Origin of the sequence: Bacillus sp. 5mfcol3.1 (assembly GCF_900114335.1) — a bacterium.
Lineage (GTDB): Bacteria > Bacillota > Bacilli > Bacillales > Bacillaceae_G > Bacillus_A > Bacillus_A thuringiensis_S.
This window is the reverse complement of record NZ_FOST01000001.1, coordinates 158166-181570: the sequence shown is the minus strand read 5'-3', so window position 1 is coordinate 181570 and position 23405 is coordinate 158166. Positions and strand designations below refer to the sequence as shown.

Genomic DNA, 23405 nt, shown 5'->3' with positions numbered 1-23405 from the left:
AGGGGGCATTAAAATGAAGGCGATTATTTCATACGAAACACCTCTAGAACAATCACATTTCACTGCAAAAAATGATGAGAAAAATATGTTTTATAAAGAAGATACAGAAGAATCTGTAGAAGGCTCACTTCAGTATGACGTACTAGATGCTGTCGGTGAATTTAAAGGACAATCTGGCTATATCGTTTGTAACAACATTTCTGTCACAGACGAAGGTCGCCCAGTATTTGAAAACCGCTTTAAAAACCGCGCAGGCCTTATTGAAAACGAACCAGGATTCCAAGCGATCCGTGTTTTACGCCCATTAAGTAACGATACATATGTCATCTTAACGATGTGGGAAACAGAGCAAAACTTTAAAGACTGGACAGAATCACGTTCATTCGAAAATGCTCATAAAAAACGTCCCACGCAAGCAGAAGGACAAGCTCCAGCGCATCCACATGCCGAACAGCAAAAGAGTATTTTCTCTCGGCCTTCTTTTGTGACTACTTTTGATGTGTTAGTTTAATTAAAAAGTAATACAACACTAGCAGTACGTGAAATTATATTAACGATTTTTCGAATATATCTATCACATCTTGAAATATATCAACGATTTTTCGAATATATCTATCACATCTTGAAATATATCAACGATTCGACTAAAGATATCCATTTAATAACAAAAAGGAAACACCATTACACACCGGTGTTTCCTTTTTCTTTGTACCAATTATATATACGAAGTGAATCTTTTTTTCTCATATGCTTTACTTCATAACCCCGCCCAGCTACCGCTACAAGAGTTGTACATAATTCATCTTTTCTTTGAAAATACGATTGATTATAACCTACTGCTTGAACATGTCTTCTTCGCATTATTCCTGTATATTTCGAAAAATTACGATATACAACCGTTAGTTGATTTTCTCTTAATTCATAACCGCCACTTTTATATCTAGCATACGCAAGTAACGAAAACACGATAAATAACGGTAAAATAACAAACAACGCAATATATTGTTTAAAATATATACTCACGCTGGCAATTAGAACTGTGAGTATGATACTTATTAACCAGCCCATAATGAAATAACGACGCAACGCTGTTTTTGGTAAGTGAACGATCTCCGCTTCGATTTCATATGGTAACTCTAAATATGTGATCAGGTGCTGTACATCTTTTTTCTTCATAAATGGATGCAACATTACTTCGTTACTTGCTGCTCCAATACTTTGAATTGCTTCCACTTCAACAGCACAATAGCCAAACGGCTGGCGAAGCATACCTTCTTTTACAGTAATCGCTTGAATGCGGTGCAATTTTAAGACAAACTCTTTCTTTTCAAATAATCCTTGAACGATACGAATCTCTTCCCCTTTTCGCTCAATTTTAAAGTTTGCATATTTCAACACATATCCAGCCGTGGAAATAATCCACGAAATTGCCATTAAAATTAATGCAATTACAATTAGTTTATAAACACCGTTTCCCATCACATACGCTTCCACTTTACTTGTGAATCCTTCAGGAAGAACAAAATCAAACTTTGTGTAAAGAAGTACTAGTCCAGAGAACACTAGTCCGAACCGACCAGATGTAATCGCTGCAGCTAAAACCTCTTTCGCTGTTAACTGATAAACCGTCTTGCTTTCTTCCTCTTCTATTTCTTCTTTTACAGTAGTTTCTTTCTTATGTAATAAAGAAATTAATTGTTTTGCCTCGCCTTCTTTAATACCAGCCAACATCACTTCTGGTTCATTACCACCACCGGCTACTTCTATATTTAACTTCATAAGTCCGAGCATTTGATAAATGATGTTAGAAGACGTACTAATATTTTGTACACGCTCTTTATTTAAATAGCTTTCCTTCTTTACAAAAACACCGTGCTTTATATGTAAAATATTATTCTCAATCCAGTACACTTTAAAATACCATTTAATTGCTGAAAAAATAGCCATGATGAATAAAACAACCAGAAGAAAAAGATAAAATAAATACCAAGGTTCCACTTGTTCATCAGGTTTAAATAAAACAAGAATAATAAGTGGCACCAAACTCGCAACTCTAATACCTAACAATATCGTAATCGGATGTTGCCTCTTATACATCCTTATCACTCACTTTCGCAAGTTCTCCAATTTGTCTTTTCAGCTGTTCTGCTTCTTCTTTCGTTAAACCTGGAATACTATGAGACGTTGCGGCTGTTGAAATGTGTAATTCTGCTAAATTATACTTTCTCATAATCGGCCCTTGCTCAATCGTTACGTGCTGCACACGGATCATCGGAATAAGTACGCGTTTTACAACGAACATTCCCTTTTGAATCTCAATCTCTTCTTCATTTAATCTGTAACTATAATAGCGCTGACGTAAATTTGGAAACACAAAATAATCAAGTGGAATAAATATAATAGCTCCTGTTACTAATAGTCCAAACAACCAGCCCCACCAGTTAAAGTTAATCATAAAAAAGAAATACGCAATTACGACTGTTAGTATAACTGCCGCCCCAATTAAAGCGTGAATCCTCCACACTTTCAGCATATTAGAATGAATCTCCCTTTCTAACGGCTGCATCTCATCACTCCAATTCTAGGAATTTATTACTTATATATTATCAAAAAATAAGGTTTTATATACAATTTTGTAAATTTATAGTCAAATAAAAATAGTTGAATCAAAAGCATGTTAAAAAACATACCTCAGTTTTTAAAATTACATATTATAAATATGAATTATATTGAACCAAATAAACCCTGCATGATTCATGCAAGGTTTATCGTTTTATACACAATATATTTCATTATTGTTGAGATATACTAGCATCGCTTTCAATTCGCTTTTCTTTTTGGCTCAGTTTTTTATCTTTAGATTTTTTTAATGTTAAAGTCATGCCAATAAAAATAAAAAGAATTCCTGTTATTTGCATTAAAGTTGGACGGAATCCAGTAAGTACAGTATCTAATAATATTGCCACTGCCGGATCTAAAAAAACTAATATTGAGATTGTTTTTGTAGATAAATGGCGTAAACTATCAAAAAACAGATAATACACTATCCCTGTGTGAATAAAACCAGTAGCTATAATATATGTCCAATTACTTTGAGTGAGGCCACTAAAAGCATCTAAATCTATAAATGGTATTAAAAGAAATATCCCCAAGAATGTTTGTAAAAATGTCATTGCATACGCACTCATTTTGTTAATCCCTTTACCAAATAAAGTTGTAAATGCATAAAAGAGAGCTGCAAGAAATCCCCATATCATACCTGAAGATATTAATGAACCGAAAGAGAAGCTTCCATCGATACCAGCAATTAATAAAGCTCCCACAAAACACACAACTATTGAAATGATAGATATTAATGTTAATTTTTCTTTAAAGACGATACTTCCAATTAACAGTACAATTACTGGTGCAAGATGATAAACTGAGATAGCAATTGTAACTGACATATTTTCAAAGGCTTTAAATAAGAAAACCCAATTAAATACTAAGAAAAAACCACATATTAAAACTTGAATAACTTCTTTTCGTTCCCATTTATCTTGTTTATATTGCCCTGTAAGCAACCAGCATACACTTAAAAATATTGTCGCAAAAATACACCTTACAAACACTAATTCAAACGAAGGTAAGTTTGTTTGAACAGAAAAAAATCCAACTGATCCAAAGATAACCATTGATGCTATCATCTTTAAGGCCGGTACCGTTTTCTCTTGCTTAAAACTTTTTTGAAGCAAATTAATTCCCCTCCAATAAAAACTCGGTTTATAGTGAGAAAAACACCAGCCTAAAAAAGGACAGGTGCTTTTCCTCAAAAACACTCAATTACAAATTTTTCCCTGCAGTCCAACCACCATCAATTACAAAATTAGAACCAGTAATAAAGCGGGCCTGATCAGAAATCAAGTACTCAATACATGAAACAATATCCTGCGGCAATCCCCAAGTATCTAAAGATTGATTACTTTTTATCATAGACATCAAGGCTTTATTACTAAAGTATTCTTCTGTAAGTTCAGTTCTAATAACACCGGGAGAAATGCTATTTACTCTTATATTTTGCTTCCCAAATTCCATAGCCATCTGTTTAGTCAATCCGATTAAGGCATGCTTTGATGCCACATAAGCAGCTCGCTCTGGTTCAGCCATTAATCCAGAAACCGATGCTATATTCACAATACAACCTTTTATTTTCGATTCACACCATCGCTTAGCTACTTCCCTAGAAAGGATAAATGGGGCTACTAAATTTACATCAATTACTTTTTTAAACATATCATCGGATAAATGTAAAACAGGTGTTATCTCTCGAATACCAGCTGCATTTATTAATATATCAGGAGAAAGTTTTTCTAAATCTAATTGAGTAAAAAGATTATGAATCGCTTCGCTATTACTTAAATCAATTTGCACTACTTTCAAAGGCATATCTGTTTTCATATAATCTATTAAGTTATTATTATTAATATCAAGAGCTATTACATGAAATGATTTTTCTAAAAAGTATTTTATACAAGCATGACCTATACCGCTGTTGGCTCCAGAAATCATAATTATTTTATTCTCTCTCATTTTGTCTCCTTATAAGAAAATGTTACTAATAAAATATCACGAAAAGCCTCCGTACTACATTCTGTTCCAAGTGGCGTTACGGCATGGAAGACCTTTTGTCCAAATACTAAAGTTTCTAACGGCTCCTTCAAACTTATAAACTGATTAATTTCCCGAGGAGAATTAGCTATTAAATTATCTCCACCAATAGCTGTATTACTTAAATTCATAAGGTGTAAAAACACTACTGGTTCATCATCTTTATGTAACCAAATAGGTGAACTAAAAGATGGTCTTTCTTTAGTAGCTTTATATCTTACTTGATGTAAACCTATAATTAAGTCTTTACTTGTATCTATTATATTTGTTTTAAATGCAAATTCAGTATCGAAACGCACCATATTTTGAATTAAAGGATTATATAAAAAGCTATCATTTATGCTATTAAACTGTCTAACTTTCCCGCCATCATCATAGTTATATTCTTTAGATTGGAAGTAATCATTACTATTATCTAAAATATAATCTGGTGAATCAACATACTTTATATACCTTGAATAAGATCTAGCACGGCATTCACCGTACGCATCATCTTCCAAATTATAATAATCTAACTGTGCTTGTGTTAATAAGCGATGATTCTCTTCCTCTTGTAAAAAGATTTCATTTGAGATTTCAAGGAATCCTTTAGATTCGAATTCATGTACCTTTTCTTCTATGCTAAATCCACTCATTTTACTAAGAACAAACGTCATTATAAAAACCTCCACACTATTGTATTTTTCTATCTCACCCTATGTTAGAAATGCAATAAGTAACCGAGATTCTTGCTTAATAAAATTAAAAATTATGATATTCAATTAATACACCAAATGAAATATATGTAATCCATTAACACTATCTCTTAAGCAATATTATATATCCTTTTGGATATTTTCTCTAATTATCTGAAGATTTATCAACATTAGTCTTAATATTCAAAATTAAAGAAATGGATTTTTCAGAAAGATAAAACTGCGAGTATTGCAATTATTTATGTATATAACTTTTTTAAAAATTATATTTTAAATATAGCTAGTTTTTTATAAATTTTTTGATATAATTACATACGGGAAAAGGGAAGAATTTTGTCTTCCCTTGTGTTTTTATTTGCATCTAGTACTTTTGCTAGATGCTTTTTTTATGCTAAAAAAGGTATCCTCAAATACTTTGAGGATACCTTTTCCATCAATTTAGTGCAGTTCAATAATTGTACCATCTTCGAATACTTTGAATACTCCAGTAAATCCTGGTCCAGCTGCGCCTTCTATTTTATATGTCGTACGCACTCTAATTTGATAATATTTCTTTCCATTCTCTACTTGCGTATTCTCTAGCGTGTAATCATAGTCTTCTTTATATTCATTTTTAATATATTCTTTAGCTTTCTCAAAAGTAAATGCATTTTGTTTTTTTTCTGTCTCAGTTTTTTGATTTTTTTCTGCCTCTACCTTCTGATTCTTTTCTGTCTCAGTTTTTTGGTTCTTTTCAGTCGCTACCTTTTGATTTTTTTCTGTCTCTGCTTTTTGATTCTTTTCTGTTGCTACCTTTTGAGTCGTTACTGCAGTGGTTTTTTGTGCCTTCGCTGGTGCTTCACTTTTTGCATTTTTTTCTTCTTCATTAATTTTAGTAACTAATCCTACCGCTTTTTTATTATATTCTTCAAGTTTCTTGTTATCTTTTGTTTCTGCAACTAGCTTATTTAATATCTCTTTTGCTTCTGCATAATTTTTCTTACTTATTAACTCTTCACTTTTCGTCAGTTGCTCGCTATACTTCTTTTTTTGTTCTAAGATGGCTAGTAATGCTGTTCGTTCTTCCTTTGCTTGTTTTATAAGCGTAGTATTTCCATTCTTCATGTTCTCTACTTTTTCAAATGACTTGATTGATTCTTCTATCTTTGTTTCTTCTTTTAACTTTACAGCTTCAATCATTGCTTTCGTTTGTTCTACTAGAACTTTTGCATCTGAATCGTCTTTTTTCTCATCTAACGCTTTTTCAAATGATGATAAGGCATTTTTATATTCTTTATTCGTTAACGCGGTCTTTCCTTCATCCATTACTTTGTCAAAATTCCCATTACTACATCCAGCTAACATTAAAAATGTAAGTCCAATTACCATTAATAACTTTTTCATTTTTTCTCCTCCTATATATCCCTAAAACAATAACAGCATATGTATAAAAGTCTGTGTAGTAATTAGACTGAAAGTAAAGATGTACTGTGTGTGGGAAAGGAAGTACATTTCATTTACTATCATTACTTAAAACTCCTAAATAGTTGGTAGTTGGTTTTCTTCTTTTAAAGACAGAAAGGAATTTTAATAATGTGCGTAAAGCTCTCACCAGGCCCTTTACTACACACACTCTTATACACATAGAAAAACTATTTTTAGGTTGCTATTTTTTTAACTTTACATATTCTCGGTTGTTTTGCTACGAATCTCATTTCGTAACATACCGAAAAACAAAAGAAAACAAACCGTAATGTAAGTTACAGTTTGTAACTTTTCTGTAACACAAATGTAACATAAGATTTTTAAATATACAATAGTTTTTTTACATTATTTTCCCCTATCTACATTTTAAGGTGCTACTACAGTGCTAAAACGCTTTTCATCTCCCACCTGCTATTGGAATATCATCCTTTGAGTACTTTAGGAAATAGACTTCTTTCCTAAAGTACTCAAATTAATTACAAAGATAACTCTTTTTTCATCCAAACATTAAGAAGGCCTTTAATCTTTTACTTTCACATTAAATATATATAGCTAACTTTTTTGATATAGCCGCATTAAGAAAATAGGGCAAACTTTGTATTCCTTTTTGTTTTTATTTGTATCGAGTTCTTTTGCTAAATACCTTTTTTATGTCAAATAAAAAAGGTATCCTCAAATACTTTGAGGATACCTTTTCACCTTTATTATCTCCGCTGTTTTCTACCTAATACGAGTAACCCAAAACTCATCATTACAAGAAGTGCTCCCATATATGGTTCCACAGGCATTTTCTGCCCTGTCTTCGGTAATTCTTTTTCAGGATTTTCTGGATTCGGTATTCCAGGTTTTTCTGGATTTGGTGTTCCAGGCTTTTCTGGATCTGGTGTTCCAGGCTTTTCTGGATTTGGTGTTCCAGGATTTTCTGGATCTGGTGTTCCAGGCTTTTCTGGATTTGGTGTTCCAGGATTTTCTGGATCTGGTGTTCCAGGATTTTCTGGATTCGGTGTTCCAGGATTTTCTGGATCTGGTGTTCCAGGTTTTTCTGGATCTGGTGTTCCAGGTTTTTCTGGATCTGGTGTTTCTGGACCTGGTGGTGCTAAATGATTCAATTTGTTTAATACTTCTAATTGAACTGCATTTATCATTCCATTTGTAATTTCAAATGGAATTGGATTAGTTAATTTTTCATATCCTTTTGGTGCTTCTACTTCTACTAGTGTGTAGTTACCTACAGATAGATCTGCGATTTTTGCCTTTCCATCTTTATCTGTTGTTACTTTCACTACTACTTTTCCCTTGTCATCATGAACTTCAAACACAGCTCCTGATAAGACTTCCTTGCTTTCAGCGGCCATTTTTGTAATCTCCACTGAACCTTTGTCTAACTTTTCATTCTCTACTTTCAATGATAAGACTTTTGTCATACCTTTTTTAATTTCGAATGATACTGGTTCCGTTAACTTCTTGTAACCTGGTAAGCTCTTCGTCTCTACTAATTTGTATTTTCCTACTGATAGATCTGAAACGTTTGCTTTTCCTTCTTTATCTGTCGTTACTTCTGTTACTACTTTGCCTTGCTCATCTTGTACTTCGAAGACTACGCCTTCTAATACTTTTTGGCTATCTTTATCTACTTTTGTTACTTCTACATTTCCCTTGTCTAACATTTCATTTTCTACTGTTAAAGCAAGAGATTTTGTCATGCCTTTTTCAATTTGGAAAGTAATCGGATCTACCAATTGCTTATATCCTTTTGGTGCTTTTACTTCTACTAACTTGTATGTTCCAACTGATAAATTAGTAACTTGTGCTTGTCCTTTTTTATCTGTCGTTATTTTAGCGACTACTTGTCCTGCTTCATCTTGAATCTCAAATACAGCATCAGCTAAAGCATCTTTCGTTTCTTTGTCTACTTTTGTAATTTCTACATTTCCTACATCCACTAATTCATTTTCTACAGTCAATTGTAATGCTGTAACTCTACCTTTTTCAATTTCGAATGAAACTGGCTTTTCTAGTGGTTTGTATCCTGCCGGTGTTTCTACTTCTACTAACTCATACTTTCCAATAGATAAATCTGAAACGTTTGCTTTTCCTTCTTTATCCGTTGTTACTTTTGCAACTACTTTTCCTTTTGAATCACGTACTTCAAATACAACATTTTCTAATGGTGCTTTACTGTCTTTATCTATTTTTGTGATTTCTACATTCCCCGTATCTACCATTTCATTTTCTACAGTGAACGTTAAAGATTTTGTCATACCTTTTTTAATTTCAAATGGTACAGGCTTTTCTAATTTTTTGTAGCCTGGTAAACTCTCTACTTCTACTAACTTGTACTTTCCTACAGATAAATCTGAAACTGTTGCTTTTCCAGCTTTATCTGTCGTTACTTTCGTTACCACCTTGCCTTTGTCGTCTTGAACTTCAAAGACTACACCTGCTAACGGTGCCTTATTATCTTTATCTATTTTTGTAATTTCTACATTTCCCGTATCTACCATTTCATTTTCTATTTTTAATGATAGAACTTCTGTCATGCCTTTTTTGATTTCAAACGATACTGATTCTGTTAATTGTTTGTAACCTGGTAAGCTTTCTTTCTCTACTAATTTGTACTTTCCTACAGATAAGTCTGAGATTTTTGCTTTACCATTTTTATCTGTTTTTACTTCCGTTACTACTTTGCCTTGCTCATCTTGTACTTCGAAGACTACGCCTTCTAATACTTTTTGACTATCTTTATCTACTTTTGTGATTTCTACTGAACCTTTGTCTAACTGTTCATTCTCTACTTTCAATGATAAGACTTTCGTCATACCTTTTTTAATTTCGAATGATACTGGCTCTGTTAGATTTTTGTAGCCTGGTAAGCTTTCTACTTCTACTAGTTTGTAATTTCCTACAGATAGATCTGAAATTTTCGCTTTTCCTTCTTTATCTGTTTTTACTTTCGTTACTACTTTGCCTTTTTCATCTTGCACTTCGAATGTTACGCCTTCTAATGCCTTCTGGCTGTCTTTGTCCACTTTTGTAATTTCTACTGAACCTTTATCTAACTGTTCATTCTCTACTTTTAGTGATAAGACTTCTGTCATGCCTTTTTTAATTTCAAACGATACTGGTTTCGCTAGTTTTTTATATCCTGGTAAGCTCTCTACCTCTACTAGCTTATATTTTCCTACTGATAAATCTGAAATTGTTGCTTTTCCTTCTTTATCTGTCGTTACTTTTGTTACTACTTTATCTTTTTCATCTTGCACTTCGAATGTTACGCCCGCTAATACTGCGCCACTTTCTTTGTCCACTTTTGTAATCTCTACTGAACCTTTGTCTAACTTTTCGTTCTCTACTTTCAATGATAAGACTTTTGTCATACCTTTTTTGATTTCGAATGATACTGGTTCTGTTAACTTCTTGTAACCTGGTAAGCTCTTCGTCTCTACTAATTTGTATTTTCCTACTGATAGATCTGAAACGTTTGCTTTTCCTTCTTTATCTGTCGTTACTTCTGTTACTACTTTGCCTTTGTCGTCTTGAACTTCGAAGACTACGCCTTCTAATACTTTTTGACTATCTTTATCTACTTTTGTTACTTCCACATTTCCCTTGTCTAACATTTCGTTTTCTACTGTTAAAGCAAGAGATTTTGTCATGCCTTTTTCAATTTGGAAAGTAATCGGATCTACTAATTGTTTATACCCTTTTGGTGCCTTTACTTCTACTAACTTGTATGTGCCGACTGATAAATTAGTAACTTGTGCTTGTCCTTTTTTATCTGTCGTTATTTTAGCGACTACTTGTCCTGCTGCATCTTGAATCTCAAATACTGCATCAGCTAAAGCATCTTTATTTTCTTTATCTACTTTTGTAATTTCTACATTTCCTGTATCCACTAATTCATTTTCTACTGTTAGCTTTAGCGCTGTTACTCTACCCTTTTCAATTTCGAATGAAACTGGCTTTTCTAGTGGTTTGTATCCTGCCGGTGTTTCTACTTCCACCAACTCATACTTCCCAATAGGTAAATCTGAAACGTTTGCTTTTCCTTCTTTATCCGTCTTTACTTTCGCAACTACTTTTCCTTTTGAATCACGTACTTCAAATACAACATTTTCTAATGGAGCTTTACTATCTTTATCTATTTTTGTTATCTCTACATTCCCTGTATCCACCATTTCATTTTCTACTTTTAATGATAGAACCTCGGTCATGCCTTTTTTGATTTCAAATGATACTGGTTTTTCTAGCTTTTTATAACCAGGTAAACTTTCTACCTCTACTAATTCATACTTTCCTACAGGTAAATCTGAAACATTTGCTTTTCCATCTTTATCTGTCGTTACTTTTGTAACTTCATTACCCTTTTCATCTTGGACGATGAATGTTACTCCCGCTAACGGTGCTTTATTATCTTTATCTATCTTTGTTATCTCTACATTTCCCGTATCTACCATTTCATTTTCTATTTTTAATGATAGAACTTCAGTCATGCCTTTTTTGATTTCAAATAATACTGGATCTGTTAGTTTCTTATAGCCTGGTAAACTTTCTTTCTCTACTAATTTGTACTTTCCTACTGATAGATCTGAGATTTTTGCTTTACCATCTTTATCTGTTTTTACTTCCTTTACTACTGTTCCAGCTTCATCTTGCACTTCAAAGACTACGCCTTTTAATGCTTTTTTGTTGTCTTTATCGACTTTTGTAATTTCTACTGAACCTTTATCTAACTGTTCATTTTCTACTTTCAATGATAGGACTGTTGTCATACCTTTTGTAATTTCGAATGATACTGGTTCTGTTAGCTTTTTGTAGCCAGGTAAACTTTTCGTCTCTACTAATTTGTACTTTCCTACTGATAAATCTGAGATTTTTGCTTTACCATCTTTATCTGTTTTTACTTCTGTTACTACTTTTCCTTGCTCATCTTGCACTTCGAAGACTACGCCTTCTAATACTTTTTGACTATCTTTATCTATTTTTGTAATTTCTACTGAGCCTTTGTCTAACTGCTCATTTTCTACTTTTATTACTAAAGCTTTTGTCATACCTTTTGTAATTTCAAATAGTACTGGTTCTGCTAGATTTTTGTAACCTGGTAAGCTTTTCGTCTCTACTAATTTGTACTTTCCTACTGATAGATCTGAAACGTTTGCTTTTCCATCTTTATCTGTTACTACTTTTCTTACTACGTCATCTTTCTCATCTTGGACTTCAAATTCGACACCGGCTAATACTGCCCCGTTTTCTTTGTCCACTTTTGTAATTTCTATATTACCTTTGTCTACCATTGCATTTTCCACTTGTATTGGGAATATGCCGTCCCCTGTTACATTTACTTCGAACTCTGTTTCTTTTAATTGGTAGCCTTCAGGTGCTTTTGTTTCTTTTAAAATATATTTTCCTGGTGCTAACGGTTTAGAGATTGCCTTACCATCTTTATCTGTAACAATATGTTCGACTACTACACCGTCTTTTACTATATCAAACTCTGCATTTGCTAATGGTTTTTCACCATTTTCCGAATCAATTTTCTTTACTTCAATTTGACCCTTTTGCATAGTATTTTTAATTTCAATTGTTTTTGTTTCTCCAGCTTGAAGTGTAACCTCTACTGGGCTTGTTAATTTTTGATATCCTTCTGGTGCTACTGTTTCATAAACTTTATATGTCCCAGGAGCTAAAGTTTGAGGTACTGAAAAACCTTTTTCGTCCGTTTTCAGTTTTACAACAACTTCATTTGCACTATTTCGAACTTCAAATTCGGCACCTTTTAACCCTTTGTTCGGATTCTCAGAATCTATTTTATGAAGCGATACTGTACCATCTTTTGGAGCTTCAGGCGGCGTAATAGTTACTTCTTTTGATGTTAATGTTTTATCATCAAAATGTAATTCCGCTTTATTAGGAATCTTCTTATCTACGTAAGAAGATAAGTCTGCATTATTTTTAATTTTTGCCTTAATACTAAGGTTAATTATCTGGTCTTCATATGACTTATAGTCAAAACTCTCACCAAATGTAAATGTTACTTCACTTCTTTGTTTATCTATATTTAACGTTCCTTTAGAAGTAATATCTTGGCCATTTTGATCATACACCTTTGCCTCTAATACTTCTAAAACATCTTCTAAATCATCACTAATTACCATAGATGTGTATTTAGGAGGATCGTTCGGTATATGTGTACCAACTTGGTATTGAATAACTTGATCCATTTGTGTTAACTGCTCATTCTCTACAAGCTTGCCATTCTCATCAACTATATTTTTTTCAATGCTAGGTGGATTATCGTCACCTGAACCGGTTCCCCCTCCACCACTTACGAATACTTGTCCTACTTTTTCTTCAGTTTTAATATTTTTACCTTCTAATTTCACAGTATTTTTATGAGGCTTTGCAGCAGGATTAGTAATCTTTGTTTTATATCTTAAAATATAACCTTTTGAACTGTCTGGAAACTCAATTGTAAATCCAGTCTTCGTTGCATTTATTTTAATGTTAGATAAATCTGCTGGCTTAATATTTGTTGGTGCATAACCATCTTCAAATACAGCCTCTTCTAATACTACGCTGTCTGTAATTAACTCATGCCCAGGTCCTAATGTATCTGTTAATTTAAGATCTTGCATTTCTGTCCCAGTTGCATTTACATATACAAGCCAATCAGCAATCGAAGGATCTTCTTGATTATAAGAACCCCATTTCAATAGATTATCTGTATTGGGCTGTGGCTTCGGTCTCTCTGTCGTATTACTTACATTTACTTCTTTATTGACGATTTGACCATCAACGTTAAATTCTAATGGAATTTCTTTAACACCATCATATGCTTCTAGACCAAAGTAGAATTCTACGAATAAAGAACCTTTAATGTTATTCTTTCCTTCTACGTAATCACCCATAGTACATGTTAATAGACCCTTTTTCATCTCACATGTACCAACTGTTTTTCCTTCAGCATCTTTTAAAGGAAAACTCATATTCATAAGGTCTTTTCGAAACTCTTTTGGCATATCAATTGTGAATTGATCTCCACTTTTTATTTTTTCTTTAGCTGACCACTTCACTTCTACTTTCATACCATCTGAGGCTTGATACGGTTCAGATGTCGTGCCATCAGTACGGGAAATATTAATTTCGTCCACTGGACTTTTCATCACAGCAGCTTGAATAACTGGAGCCCACACATTCAGCACTGAAAATAATACTAGAAAAACTAATGAAACCATTGAAATATGCCTTTTAGTACTTTTCATTTGCATAGTTCCCTCCTATTTTTTATATTTATATAACAAAAAAAGACCGTCCGGTTGCATCAAAAATGTGCAACCAGACGATCTTAGTAACCAATATGTATTACCGTAGACTCTAAGCTTTGCGGCCTATCCTTTCGAATAGTGTGCTAAAAATATCTTTTATTCTTTTTTTGTTTCATTTTCCTCTTAAACCAAATATTACTATACCGTCTGGACGGTTATAATTCAATACTCTATAAAATTGTTCTATTTTTCTAATAAAAAAAACAATTCACCACTACATTAAATAAGTAATGGTGAATTGTTTTTGCATTATATAGTTCGTATATTCTATTTATATGAATTACTAATAAGAGCTTGAATCACTTTTTCTCTTAACTCGGGGCTTAGTTTGCCAACCCCTAAATATTCCGAATACCATAATCCATCTGCTGCTAATCTAATAATTGTTGCACAAACTGAATCTATCTCATCGTTTTCTATATTCTTTTGCAGTTGCTGAAATGATTGTTGTAATGGCTCAAGTAATTCAGGTTTTAACATGAATGCTGCCATCATACTACTAGACAACTCTTCTGTTCTTCTCTCATTACTTAATCTTTCCTCTACAAAAGAGCGAACCCATCTCCCTTTCCTCTCTGAGTCTTCCGCTACTTTATTGTAAATAGCGCCCTCATTATCCTCTATCCCTCTGACTATCATACCTTCTATTAAAGCTTCTTTATTTGCAAAGTGATACAATAATCCACCTTTACTTACACCCGCCTCTTTTGCCACTGCTTCTAAGGTTAATTTAGCAACCCCTTTACATTGCACAATTTGAGAAGCGGCCGCCAAAATCTTTTGCCGCGTTATGCTGATACTCATTCCTTTTTAAAACCCCATTTCTACTAAATTTATATAAATACGAATCTTATTTTTAATATTGTTGATTACTACTAAGTATTTTCTTTATACAACAAAAGCTGCATTACCTTTGAATTTTCAGTTACTTATTCCATTAAAAATTTCCATATCATTCAATATGATAACATCAAATACATAACATTGACTATACATCTATACTTTTATATTCATCGAAAATATATCCATAAACACGAAATGTATAAAAATTGATTATCCTGATACATCTAATCTATAATTTAAAGAGGTTTATATTTTCATAAAAATAAAGTGAAATTTTATAAGGATGATTCCATTGAAAAAATTTTCTATTAGTTATTTAATATGCTTATTGTTTTTTTCTATCATTGTGAATGTTTTACAGTATACAAGCGTTCCAAATTATGCGGATTCATGGGGGCCGATTTGGGTATCTATTATTATGCTTTCAATTCTTGGAAGTATTCCTGTTCTTATCGGTTGTTTAATAGGCGAATTTTGTTATAGAAAAATAAAAGGAAGTCACGAATTAAAAATTGGTATTCCTTTATTTATAGTGTTAGGTATTTCCTACAATCATTTCTTCTTTATGTTATTTAACGACCGATATTTTCTATCCTTTAATTTAGAAGCCTTTTTGGAAACAGGCCTACCTATTACGTTATCATCTTTATTATTTTACCTTATAAGACGCCGTTAATTCTTTCATCATTACATAAAAAAATGTTATTACTCTTGTTACATCGAGTAATAACATTTTTATTTAAATCTATTTAACTAATTTGCTTCCAACTAGTATTCTTCACATCTTCGCTAGTCGGCTTTCTAACTGATTTCACAAAACATTCCTCGCAAGCACCAAATGCAATGAAGTTTTTCTGTGCTTGTCTTAACGAGACTTCATTTGCCCCGCCTTCAAAGTCAGGATCGTTAAACTGTACCTCATCATCTTCCCAGTAACATATATTACAAATTTCATATGTACCTGGTGGTTCTTCTTCTATTGTTCTATACCCGCAGCACGGACATGTATATTTCATTCTGTCACTCCATTATTCATTTCTTTTTTCTCCCATATATTCCGGCCCATAAAGAATGTAACAGCGCAAATCATAGTTATTACCATGAAAGTAGTATTAGAATCCTCATATGTAGTTGGAATTCCAACCGTTACAGAAACAATACTAAAAGCTAAAAGTAAATATAATAATAAAGATAGAATATAGCTTAGTTTAAATCGTAAAATGATACCTCTAAACAATAGCTCACCAAGTAGACAGCCACCTAAAATGATAGGTACTCCGAAATATAATGTAAGGACTCCCATTTGCGCAGTAGATTGAATTATCTTACCGATTATGTTCGGCGAAACCAGCTCACTATTGTTTCCCATCCTATCATATAAATCAAGTGCCGTTACTGAAATAAAGAAACTTAATATAGAAAACGAATACGGTATTAAAAATTTGCTCACTCTCATTCACCTCACTTTTTTTGTTTCACATATATTATTCATTACTTTCACAAAAAAAATAGCCCTCTATGCTAAAACATAGAGGGCATAATTTTTATATAAAAACCTATACCTTATCCTGAAATCCCCCCTAAACAGAACATCTAAACTATCTGTGCCCTATATTCTTTAGGGGATAGGTGGTTATTAGAAAGTAGTGCCTTCTTTTTTATAATATTCTTTTGAAATCTCTTCATAAAATGCGGCTGATGTCGCGTAGAAATACGGTGCTAACCATAAGAAACCGATTCCTATAGTAAGAATACTTAATATGAACCAGCCTAAGAAACTTAAGCATAGTAAAAAGTAATCCATTTTATGTCCATTCATCATATGACGACTCTCAGTAATCGCTTGATTCGCTGTATATTCTGGATGATCATTCAAAATAAAATATGTCATAGAATAAGAAAATGATTTAATAATACCTGGAATAATAAGAAGTAATGTCCATAGAGTCAAGTATACATACATTAGTAAATATGTTAAAAACGACTTCATCAACTTACTTCCATCGCTAAACCATCTAAATATATGACCAATGCGAGCATCAGTCCCACGAATTGCATTTAAAACAAGATAATAGGCACCTATTGTTAATGGACCAATAACAAGCATTACTATAATACTTACTGTAAGTGAATCACTTGCCTCTTCCCAACCCCAAAATATCGAGAAAATACCTGTTGTTAGCATTTCAACAGCTCCAATAAGGATTCCAATTAATAAAGTTGCCCCTACCGCTAATCCCCATCTTCCTTTTAATGCATCAAGTGCTTCTCTTTTCAACTGACTTATCATATATAACCTCCTAATACTATTTATATTTTAGTATACCATTTATATCAAAAATTCCACAGATTCCCCTGAAATAGAAGCATACTCCTTTTTGCATACGTATTGATACATGTGTGCTGTAGTTGTACTAATATATGGATTAAACGACTCTTTTCCCTATAACAAAAAAGCTTGCCCTTCATAATAGGCAAGCTTTCTCAAGTTATTTCTCACTTAACTTCTTCTTATACCAATTCTGCATTCTCTCCGCATCTTCTACTCTCGTATGCTCTATTTTATAACTAGATGATGCACTCGAAAACTTATACGTACATAAATCCGCACGGCGCTGGAAATATGATTGTGTCTTCTCCATTGATTGGACATGTCTTCTTCTAATAAGTCCTGTATATTTTCCGACGCTACGATAGACAAGTGTAATTTGTTCTCCGTTAACCCTGTAACCATTTGTTTTAAATGTTGCGTATCCAAGTGTAAAGATGAGGATCGCGAGCGGAATTAATGCCCACATGATGAAGTGCTTTTCAGAGTATATACTTATTCCAATAAACGGGATTGCTAGCATTGCGAAGAAAATGAAACTATCAATGAGATAGCGGCGTAATGCTGCTTTTGGTAATGCAATAATGTTTGCATTCAGTTCGTATGGTAATTGTAAATGGGCGAGTAACTGTTGTACTCGATCTTTTCGAATGATTGGGTGCAGTGTAACCTTTTCTTTTTCGTCACTCATTCCTTTACTTTGAATGACTTCTACTTGCACAGCACAATAACCGAATGGTTGGCGTAAAATACTTTCTTTTATCGTAATACCTTGAATACGATGCAATTTTAGTACGAGCTCTTTTTTCTCAAGCAATCCTTGCGAAATGCGGACTTCGTCATTTCTTCGATTCACTGTGAAATCGCCATGTTTTAACGCGTAACCGATTGTAGATATAATCCAAGAAAGAACGAGTAACATGGCTACCATGAAAATCCAGCCATATATATCATGTTCCATTACATACGACTTTACGCCATTCTCTATCCATTTCGGAATGTACTCATCTACTTGGTGATAAACGAAAAAGATTAAAGAGAATAATAGTCCAAATTGACCAGATGTAACAGATGCTAATAAAATCTCTTTCCAAGTTAATTTATATTCTGTCGCTTGTTTTTCTTCTGTAACAATTTCTTTTTCTACTACATTTTCTGTTGCTTCGTCTAACGTTCCTTCTGCTTTCACTTCTGGAGTTGGCTCATTTAGCAAAGTAATAAGCTCCGCCGCTTCTTCTGCCGTAATACCAGCTAAGCTAACTTCTGCTTCATCGCCCCCACCAGCTGTTTCAATCTGAATTTTTTTTAAACCGAGCATTTGATATAGTACGTTAGAACTTGTATTAATCGTTTGAACACGTTCTTTATTTAAGTAGCTCTCCTTTTTCACGAAGAGACCTTTTTTCACATGTAATACGTTATTTTCAACCCAATATGTTGTGTAATACCATTTTTCAAATGCTGAAAAAACGGTGAGTAAACCAAATGCTGCGGGAATTAAATACCAAAACGGGAATTTTCCGTTTAAGCTAAACATGAAAATAATGAGTGGTATAAAATCTGTTATTTTTAATTCTAATAACATCGTGATTGGATGCTGCCTCTTATACATCCTCATCACTCACTTTCGCTAATTCTGCGATTTTCGTTTTCAACATTTCTGCTTCATACATCGTTAAGCCTGGGATGCTGTGAGAAGTTGCTGCCGTTGAAATGTGTAATTCTGCTAAGCCATATTTTCTCATAATTGGTCCTTGTTCAATCGTTACGTGCTGCACACGAATCATCGGTACTAATACGCGCTTTACGACAAAAAGACCATGCTGAATTTCAAGCTCTTCTTCATTTAGTTGGTAGCTGTAATAACGTTGACGTAGTTTCGGGAATAAGAAGTACGCAAATGGTGCGAACACAACTGTTAGCCCAATCATCACATACAAAATCCACGCCCACCAATCAAACTTTATCATGAGGAAAAGGTAAGCTAAAATAACGAGTATACCGATCCCTTCTTCAATTACAGCACGAACTTTCCACACCTTGACCATGTCAGGGTGAATTTCATTTTTCAATGGATCCATGTAACCACTCCAAATCTAGTAATCTAATATATGAATTCTCTCAATCTATATTTTACATAACTTTACAGAAAATTAAAATTTAATCTTCTTTCTTCTCCGGAATAAAATATCCGAACCAAAGTAACCAAATGAAACCGATTAACTTTAGCCAACTTCCATCCGCTTGAAAAGCTTCAATCATACCTGGTATTTTATAAATCCCAATAAATCCAAGAAAACCGAGCCACCAGTTTTTTTGCATTTTCATCTTTACTCCTCCTTCATGACGTTTTTCACATTTCGAATCCAAATTTCTTTATACTTTAACTGGAATCCCATGAGCATGTAATTACTCATATTATCGATTACGAGCGCTAACGTATGAGCATTTTCTTCCGTTGCCTGTTGTGACACAACGTCAAGTTCCACACCCTTCTTCAATAAATCGTAGAAACCATTTAAGAAATCTTCTTGTATTTCAAATAAGCGTTTCTGATACTTTTCATTTCGCGATGCAGTTACGATAAATTCATTTATAACACGTAATATTCCTTCTTGCCCTTCATATTCAGAGAGCATATGTAAACCATCTGAAATTAACTTTTCTGCAAAGTTTTCTTTCGTATAATGCTCTTTATCAAAATAATTCACGAAATGATACCCAGAAAAAATTTCTTCAAATAAAAAATCAACTAACGCTTCTTTAGAAGAAAAATGATAGTAAATAGCCGGTTTTGAAATACCTACCTCTTTCGCAATCATGGAAAGACTCATCTTCTCAATGCCGTGTTCTGCCATAAGTTTAAATGATGCCTCTACAATGTTCTGCGATGTTTGTAAATTCTTCGTCATACTGTACCTCACTTATTTTTACTTACCGGTCGGTAAGTTAATTATAAAACAAAACGAAATGATTTTCAATTTAGTTAGCACTACATAAGGTATTTATTGAAAAATACAGAAAGTTATAAAGTAAAAGCAATATATAACAATAAGGAGGATATCATATGGGACTTGGTGGTAATGGCGGCGGTGAAGCGGGACAAGCTGGTAAGAGCGGATTTTCATTAATCATTGTACTTTTTATCGTATTGATTATAGTTGGAGTTAGCTATATCGGACTTAGCTTCTAAGAAAAGGCGTCCTACATTACACATGTAGGACGCCTTCTTTTTAATCCCTATTCAGCAACCGCATACGATAACAATTCATCGTTACTTCCCCAAGTCTTTGCAGTAATTGATAGTTCGCATACGCGCCGACTGGGGCACCGATTATGGGTACGAGCTGAAGCATTTTTGCTAAATCGATATAGTCTCGGTACTCTGTTTGGAACTTTTCCCAGTCCATATGATTTTCTTCTTCTGTATCCCATGTTTCGATTGCTTTCCATATTTCTTTTCGGTGGTCGTCACTTGAAAAGGCAAGCTGGAAAACGTGAAGGATAAAAAGGCGCTCTTCTTTGTCGCTCGTATCAAATCCGTACAATGTTGCTGCATCGAATAAAAATTTAATTTTAATGCCGAGTAAAAGCGGAAAGTCAGCAAGGCCAAGGAGAATACCACCCGCTCCCGTCCCAGCCCCTTCTGCCGCTGCTATTTTTTTGTACTCATCCATTTTTTTACGAACTTCGTCGTCACGTCTTTGCAGTGACCATGTCGTCTCTTTTAGCTTCGGCTTTATAAAGTTTGACCCGGCGCTGATCGTTTGCACCATCATCCGGATCGTCTCTGTTAGCACTTTTTGTACTTTCCCCGGAATGAGCTGTTGCACTTTCGTCTGCACTTTTTTGGAGAACCGTGTCATCATAGAAGAATCTTTCATGAATGTAGCTTTCCACTGCTCCAATTCTTTTATAACTTTCTCTTCGTATGTAATCATAGGTTCATTCCTTTCAATTTAAACGCTCAATGCGCTTCGCCCCGTATTGGTAAACAAAACCGATACTAAATAATATGCTTACGATAAGTAAAATTCCTGTCATCATGAAATCTTTCGTTGCTAGTGCAAATATAACTGTAAAGATTACGCTCCCGATGATTAGAATCGCATTTAATAAAGTAAGAAAATCTTTCTTCTTTTCATCTACCTTTACTGGATACAAATCAAGCCAAATTTTCATGCGGTGATGTTTCCATAAAGTTAATAGCTGATAGCCGATTAAGTATAGGAAGATAAAACTTACGATAAATCGCCCATATAAAAATGGAATGAAGTAAAGAATAACTCCTCCAAGAGCGAGCAAACGCACATATAATCCAAAATAGTTACCTGATCTTAAAAACGTTCTCGTATATAAGTATAAATATGTACGCTTTTCGCCGATTATCGAAAGAATGAAATCAAGCCATTTTCTACGTGATACTCTTTCTTTTAATGCTGGTACATCAACGAACATATTCGCAATTCGGTACAGCAGCATCATCTTCTTACCTTCTTCAGAAATTAAATACTCCCAGTTTAGCGGCTTTCCTTTTACCATTTGATGCATGATAGCAAGATATAACACCATGAGCAGAACGATTCCGCTAATAACAAGAACTGAAGTACGTTCTACAAGGAAATATACAAATAAACCGTTTAAGATAAAACGAATAAACCAATCAGCCCTTTGTATATTTTGATCTGTTAAAAATGACTTTTCCCACGCGACGAATAAATTCCACGCTTTTACAATGACAAATGCGAGGACAATCCATATGTAGCCAGCACCTGTTTGCTTCATTTGTTGGAAGTATAACGGAGCAAGCGCAGCTGCTACGATTGCAATTATGTATAACTGAATCATAAATGTAAAAAGAAATGACTTGGTGAAGTAAGGTTTTAACTTTTCTTCAACTGGCAGTAAGTAAACGAGATCCGCTTCTTTTAATAACGTTTGAATGGATCCAGCTGTTAACACGAGTCCAAGCAACACTGCCATAACAAGCGCTGTCGGAAACGAAGGTGTTAACGTTTGTAACCATTGCTGGTAATAATACGCTCCTGCGCCGATGATAAATACAAAAATAAATTTCAAATGATCATTAAATACGTATTTACTATATGTACGAACTTCTTTTAGAAAGTGACGAAATCGTTCTTTCCATAATGCTGTGCTATTCATAATCTTCTTCCTTTGTTAGCGCGATGTAAATATCATCTAACGTTGCACCTGGCATATTAAACTGTGATTGCAGCTCAGATAACGTTCCCTTCGCTCTTACTTCACCTTGATGCAAAATAATGAACGAATCACAATAACGCTCTGCCGTCGCTAAAATATGTGTGCTCATTAAAATGCCGGCGCCACTCTTTTTCATTTGATCCATCATTTGAAGGAGTGATTGAATTGCTAACGGATCTAATCCAACGAAAGGTTCGTCTACTATGTAAAGAGATGGCTCAACTAAAAACGCGCTCATAATCATTACTTTTTGTTTCATCCCTTTTGAGAAATGAGATGGAAACCATTTTAAACGATTTTTCATGCGAAATTCATGTAATAGTTGTCCTACACGTTCTTCATATTGTTTTTCATCGACACCGTACGCCATCGCTGTTAGCTTCAAATGTTCTTCTAGCGTTAGCTCATCATATAATACAGGTGTTTCTGGGATGAACGAAAAACTAGAACGGTATGCTGTCATATCATCACGAATTGTTTTCCCATTAATTGTGACAGTTCCTTTTTTCGGTTCCATTAAACCGATAATATGTTTAATCGTCGTACTTTTACCAGCTCCATTTAAACCGATTAAGCCGACAAGTTCGCCTTTATTAACAGAGAACGAAACATCTTTTAATACAGGTCGTTTCGTATATCCTCCTGTAACATTTTCTACACGCAATAACTCGCTCATACGACACCACTTTCTTCATTAGTATTCATTCTATATTCATCTTACCAAAAATGGCGCTGTACTACATAGTATCGATGTCTTAAAAAAAAATTAAATTTGTTAGCATATATTTTTACGAAAGCGGACATCATAATTAGTGAAGAAGGAACACATTGAAAAAGCGACCACCAATTGATGAGTACAACAACATAGTGAAGTCA

The 23405-nt window shown here is 33.7% G+C and carries 21 protein-coding genes and 1 riboswitch; of the genes, 3 read left to right on the top strand and 18 right to left on the bottom strand.

The genetic code is table 11. From position 1 onward, the window contains the following. Nucleotides 1–13: 13 nt before the first annotated feature. Nucleotides 14–511: a heme-degrading monooxygenase HmoB gene (gene hmoB / locus BM089_RS00935; RefSeq protein ID WP_090975762.1), complete on the top strand. Its 498-nt coding sequence runs from the start codon at nucleotides 14–16 to the stop codon at nucleotides 509–511. A gap of 170 nt (nucleotides 512–681) precedes the next feature. Here hmoB and BM089_RS00930 read toward each other — a convergent pair whose 3' ends face one another. The 8 genes from BM089_RS00930 to BM089_RS00895 form a co-directional block, all read right to left on the bottom strand. Then, a complete protein-coding gene (locus BM089_RS00930; RefSeq protein WP_090975760.1) occupies nucleotides 682–2097 on the bottom strand; it encodes a PH domain-containing protein in 1416 nt (471 codons plus the stop codon). Next, nucleotides 2090–2566 carry a PH domain-containing protein gene (locus BM089_RS00925; protein ID WP_090975758.1) on the bottom strand — a complete coding sequence of 159 codons (477 nt, stop codon included), beginning with the start codon at nucleotides 2564–2566 and terminating at the stop codon, nucleotides 2090–2092. The genes BM089_RS00930 and BM089_RS00925 overlap by 8 nt, the downstream gene beginning before the upstream one ends. A 226-nt stretch (nucleotides 2567–2792) precedes the next feature. Next, the gene (locus BM089_RS00920) at nucleotides 2793–3734 is read right to left on the bottom strand and encodes a DMT family transporter (protein ID WP_090975756.1); all 942 of its coding nucleotides are present in this window, start codon (nucleotides 3732–3734) and stop codon (nucleotides 2793–2795) included. Between the two features lie 88 nt (nucleotides 3735–3822). After that, nucleotides 3823–4569, bottom strand: a complete 747-nt coding sequence (locus BM089_RS00915; RefSeq protein WP_001208940.1) for an SDR family NAD(P)-dependent oxidoreductase — start codon at nucleotides 4567–4569, stop codon at nucleotides 3823–3825. Then, nucleotides 4566–5303, bottom strand: coding sequence for a 2OG-Fe dioxygenase family protein (locus BM089_RS00910; protein ID WP_053565070.1), 738 nt, complete (start codon nucleotides 5301–5303; stop codon nucleotides 4566–4568). Before BM089_RS00910 ends, BM089_RS00915 begins: the two co-directional genes overlap by 4 nt. A gap of 477 nt (nucleotides 5304–5780) precedes the next feature. Continuing rightward, entirely contained in the window at nucleotides 5781–6725 is a 945-nt protein-coding gene (locus BM089_RS00905) for a hypothetical protein (RefSeq protein WP_090975754.1), read from the bottom strand. A gap of 785 nt (nucleotides 6726–7510) precedes the next feature. Continuing rightward, nucleotides 7511–14074, bottom strand: a complete 6564-nt coding sequence (locus BM089_RS00900) for a SpaA isopeptide-forming pilin-related protein (RefSeq protein ID WP_090975752.1) — start codon at nucleotides 14072–14074, stop codon at nucleotides 7511–7513. A 59-nt stretch (nucleotides 14075–14133) separates the two neighbouring features. Beyond that, nucleotides 14134–14226: riboswitch (cyclic di-GMP riboswitch) on the bottom strand. A gap of 172 nt (nucleotides 14227–14398) precedes the next feature. Further along, on the bottom strand, nucleotides 14399–14935 hold the full coding sequence (locus tag BM089_RS00895) for a TetR/AcrR family transcriptional regulator (protein WP_090975749.1): 537 nt from the start codon (nucleotides 14933–14935) through the stop codon (nucleotides 14399–14401). Between the two features lie 331 nt (nucleotides 14936–15266). Here BM089_RS00895 and BM089_RS00890 point away from each other — a divergent pair, with 331 nt between their 5' ends. After that, nucleotides 15267–15650: a hypothetical protein gene (locus tag BM089_RS00890; protein ID WP_000714567.1), complete on the top strand. Its 384-nt coding sequence runs from the start codon at nucleotides 15267–15269 to the stop codon at nucleotides 15648–15650. 73 nt (nucleotides 15651–15723) lie between these two features. On the opposite strand, the gene BM089_RS00885 is transcribed toward BM089_RS00890, so the two are convergent. The 7 genes from BM089_RS00885 to BM089_RS00855 all read right to left on the bottom strand — a co-directional run bounded on the left by BM089_RS00885 (nucleotide 15724) and on the right by BM089_RS00855 (nucleotide 20215). Then, entirely contained in the window at nucleotides 15724–15990 is a 267-nt protein-coding gene (locus BM089_RS00885; protein ID WP_000877838.1) for a CPCC family cysteine-rich protein, read from the bottom strand. Further along, nucleotides 15987–16430: a hypothetical protein gene (locus BM089_RS00880; protein WP_071713728.1), complete on the bottom strand. Its 444-nt coding sequence runs from the start codon at nucleotides 16428–16430 to the stop codon at nucleotides 15987–15989. Before BM089_RS00880 ends, BM089_RS00885 begins: the two co-directional genes overlap by 4 nt. 180 nt (nucleotides 16431–16610) lie before the next feature. Next, the gene (locus BM089_RS00875) at nucleotides 16611–17264 is read right to left on the bottom strand and encodes a DUF975 family protein (RefSeq protein WP_000625399.1); all 654 of its coding nucleotides are present in this window, start codon (nucleotides 17262–17264) and stop codon (nucleotides 16611–16613) included. 199 nt (nucleotides 17265–17463) lie between these two features. Beyond that, entirely contained in the window at nucleotides 17464–18915 is a 1452-nt protein-coding gene (locus BM089_RS00870) for a PH domain-containing protein (protein WP_090975747.1), read from the bottom strand. Continuing rightward, nucleotides 18908–19384 (bottom strand): PH domain-containing protein, encoded by a 477-nt coding sequence (locus BM089_RS00865; RefSeq protein WP_000371357.1) that lies wholly within the window; start codon nucleotides 19382–19384, stop codon nucleotides 18908–18910. The genes BM089_RS00870 and BM089_RS00865 overlap by 8 nt, the downstream gene beginning before the upstream one ends. A 79-nt stretch (nucleotides 19385–19463) precedes the next feature. After that, a complete protein-coding gene (locus BM089_RS30910; protein ID WP_000783806.1) occupies nucleotides 19464–19631 on the bottom strand; it encodes a hypothetical protein in 168 nt (55 codons plus the stop codon). A 2-nt stretch (nucleotides 19632–19633) separates the two neighbouring features. Continuing rightward, a complete protein-coding gene (locus tag BM089_RS00855) occupies nucleotides 19634–20215 on the bottom strand; it encodes a TetR/AcrR family transcriptional regulator (protein ID WP_000164846.1) in 582 nt (193 codons plus the stop codon). Between the two features lie 155 nt (nucleotides 20216–20370). On the opposite strand from BM089_RS00855, the gene BM089_RS00850 reads away from it, so the two are divergent. Next, entirely contained in the window at nucleotides 20371–20496 is a 126-nt protein-coding gene (locus BM089_RS00850; protein ID WP_000522756.1) for a YjcZ family sporulation protein, read from the top strand. Nucleotides 20497–20536: 40 nt separating this feature from the next. On the opposite strand, the gene ecsC is transcribed toward BM089_RS00850, so the two are convergent. Genes ecsC through ecsA form a run of 3 tightly spaced genes read right to left on the bottom strand, consistent with a single transcriptional unit; the run spans nucleotide 20537 to nucleotide 23205 of the window. Continuing rightward, complete coding sequence (gene ecsC / locus BM089_RS00845; RefSeq protein WP_065228424.1) at nucleotides 20537–21244, bottom strand: ecs operon protein EcsC; 708 nt, start codon at nucleotides 21242–21244, stop codon at nucleotides 20537–20539. A 13-nt stretch (nucleotides 21245–21257) separates the two neighbouring features. After that, the gene (gene ecsB / locus BM089_RS00840; RefSeq protein WP_090975745.1) at nucleotides 21258–22469 is read right to left on the bottom strand and encodes an ABC transporter permease EcsB; all 1212 of its coding nucleotides are present in this window, start codon (nucleotides 22467–22469) and stop codon (nucleotides 21258–21260) included. Then, on the bottom strand, nucleotides 22462–23205 hold the full coding sequence (gene ecsA, locus BM089_RS00835; RefSeq protein ID WP_001292598.1) for an ABC transporter ATP-binding protein EcsA: 744 nt from the start codon (nucleotides 23203–23205) through the stop codon (nucleotides 22462–22464). The genes ecsB and ecsA overlap by 8 nt, the downstream gene beginning before the upstream one ends. Nucleotides 23206–23405: the final 200 nt, after the last annotated feature.